Raw genomic sequence first — 2,349 nt, 5'->3', positions numbered from 1 at the left:
CTTCTCGGTGGTCGCCGCATTCTCGGCGTTCTGCTTCACGTTGGCCGCCATCTCCTCCATCGAGGACGAGGCCTCCTCGGTGGACGAGGCCTGCTCGGTCGAGCCCTGCGAGAGCTGCTCGGCGCTGGCCGAGAGCTCCTGCGAACCCGCCGACATGTTCTCCGCGGCGCCGCTGACCTGGGCCACCACCTCCCGCAGCTTGACCACCATGTTTTCCAGCGCAATGCCGAGCGTGTCCTTGTCGGAGAGCGGCTTGGCGGCGACCGTCAGGTCGCCGCTGGCGATCGCGTCTGCGACGGCGGCGGTGGCGTTGAGGTTGGCCGTCATGGTGTTGAGCGAGGCCACGAGATCGCCGATCTCGTCATTGCTCTTGACCGTGATGGTGTGGCTGAGATCGCCGATGGCGACCGCATTGGCGAGACCGACGGCGCTGGCGAGGCCGCGGCTGATGCTGAGCGCGATCCAGGTGGCGGCGGCGAGCGCGATCAGGAAGGTGCCGATGACGATCGCCAGAAGAAGGTTCTTGAAGAAGGCCGCTTCGTCCTGCGCCGCCTTGCTGATCTCGGCCATCTGGGCGTCGATCATCTTGCTGTAGGCGCTGTAGGCCTCCATGGCCTGCACGGCGGCGGTGCGGACCTCCGTGGTGGACAGCGTCGTGGCCTTGATCGGGCCGGCCTCGGCGGCGATCTTCGCGACGCGAAGGATCGAGTCGATCGCGTTGTCGAAGGCGCTGAGCATCGGCCCGGTCGCAATGCCGAAGTCCTGGAGGGGCGCGGCGCCCTTGGCGAGCACCTGCCGAACCACCGCGGACTGGCTCTCGATCTGCTTGTGGTCGCGCTCGATCTCCTCGACCGTCGTGCCCGAGAGCATGACCGAGACGAGGCGGGAGAGGCGCAGCCATTCGAGGCGCGCGTTGAACAGCCCGATGCCGGCCCGCAGCATCTCGGGCGAGGCCGTGGCGCCGGTAGCGGCGGCGATGACGGGGTTGGTCGTCGCGGTGACGGCCGAAATCAGGGGCTGTGTCTCGCTGTCCCAGAGCGCGGCAGCGCGGTTGGCGGAGTTCAGCTTGGCATAGGCCAGAGCGCGCGACTGGGCCTCGACATAGGCCTTGCGCTTGGCATGGGCCTCATCGAGCAGCTTGCGGCCGGCCGGGCTGGCGAGATGATGAAGCTCGGTGTGCGCCTTGTCGGTTTCGGCCCGCAGCGTCGCGTTCTCCGCGATGAACCGCGCGACGTCCTGGTCGGTCTTCGAGAGCAGCGTGTTCTTCTCGGCCCGGATCTCGAGCAACATGTGGTTGTTGAGTTCGTCGAGCGCTTCGACCCGCTTGGACTGCTGGATGATCTCGGTCTGGGCTTCGGCCAGTGCGCCGAGCTTCCAGTAGGCGAGGCCGCCTGCCACCGTCGACAGGGCGATGACGACGCCGAAGGCGCCGGCCAGTTTGGCTTTGATGGTCAAACGCATGACAGGACTCGTACTGCTAGAGGAATTCTTGAGGGGAGGTAGCGGCCGTCATCCCGGGATGACGGCCGCCATGGTCAGGAGGCCCGGCTGAAGGTGGCGTCTCGCTCGTCGCCCGCGTCATCGAGGTCAAAGTCGAAGCCGCCCTTCGAACCCTTGGTGGAGCGGGCCAGCGCTGCCGCCTTGCGGGGCGTGGCGACGGCCTTCATCTGCTTGGCCTTGGCCCGGAGCTGGCCGACGACCCGGTCTGTGGCGGCGACGTGATCATCCGTCTTGAAGAAGGCGATGGTGGACTGGAGCTGCTCGGCCTGGGCGGCGAGTTCCTCGGAGGTGGCGGAGACCTCCTCGGACGCCGCTGCGTTCTGCTGCGTCACCTTGTCGAGCTGCTGGATCGCCTGGTTGATCTGGCTGGAACCGACATCCTGCTCGCGGCAGGCGGCGGTGATCTCCTCGACCAGCTCGGCGGTCTTCTTGATGTCGGGCACGAGCTTGGCCAGCATCGCGCCGGCTTCCTGCGCGACCTTCACCGTATCGACCGAGAGCGTGCCGATCTCGGCGGCGGCCGCCTGGCTGCGCTCGGCGAGCTTGCGCACCTCGGAGGCCACCACCGCGAAGCCCTTGCCGTGCTCGCCGGCACGCGCCGCTTCCACCGCCGCGTTCAGCGCCAGAAGGTCGGTCTGGCGAGCGATCTCCTGCACGATGTTGATCTTCTGGGCGATGGTCTGCATCGCATCGACCGCCTTGCCGACAGCGATGCCGGAGGCTTCCGCATCCTTGGCCGACTGGCCGGCCATCTTCTCGGTGGTCGCCGCATTCTCGGCGTTCTGCTTCACGTTGGCCGCCATCTCCTCCATCGAGGACGAGGCCTCCTCGGTGGACGAGGCCTGCTCG

Annotated in this window: 2 protein-coding genes; both read right to left on the bottom strand. The window is 67.4% G+C overall.

Annotation, left to right across the window (positions count from 1 at the left end):
- Positions 1-1,461: HAMP domain-containing protein (locus tag Q8S38_RS17650; protein ID WP_305681690.1), on the bottom strand; the 1,461-nt coding region annotated here is incomplete at its 3' end.
- 74 nt (positions 1,462-1,535) lie between these two features.
- The coding region (locus Q8S38_RS17645; protein WP_305681689.1) for a methyl-accepting chemotaxis protein at positions 1,536-2,349 on the bottom strand (814 nt) is incomplete at its 5' end.

Source organism: Allobosea sp. (assembly GCF_030695125.1).
Taxonomy (GTDB): domain Bacteria; phylum Pseudomonadota; class Alphaproteobacteria; order Rhizobiales; family Beijerinckiaceae; genus Allobosea.
The sequence above is the reverse complement of the archived record's forward strand: the minus strand, read 5'-3'. Positions and strand labels throughout refer to the sequence as shown.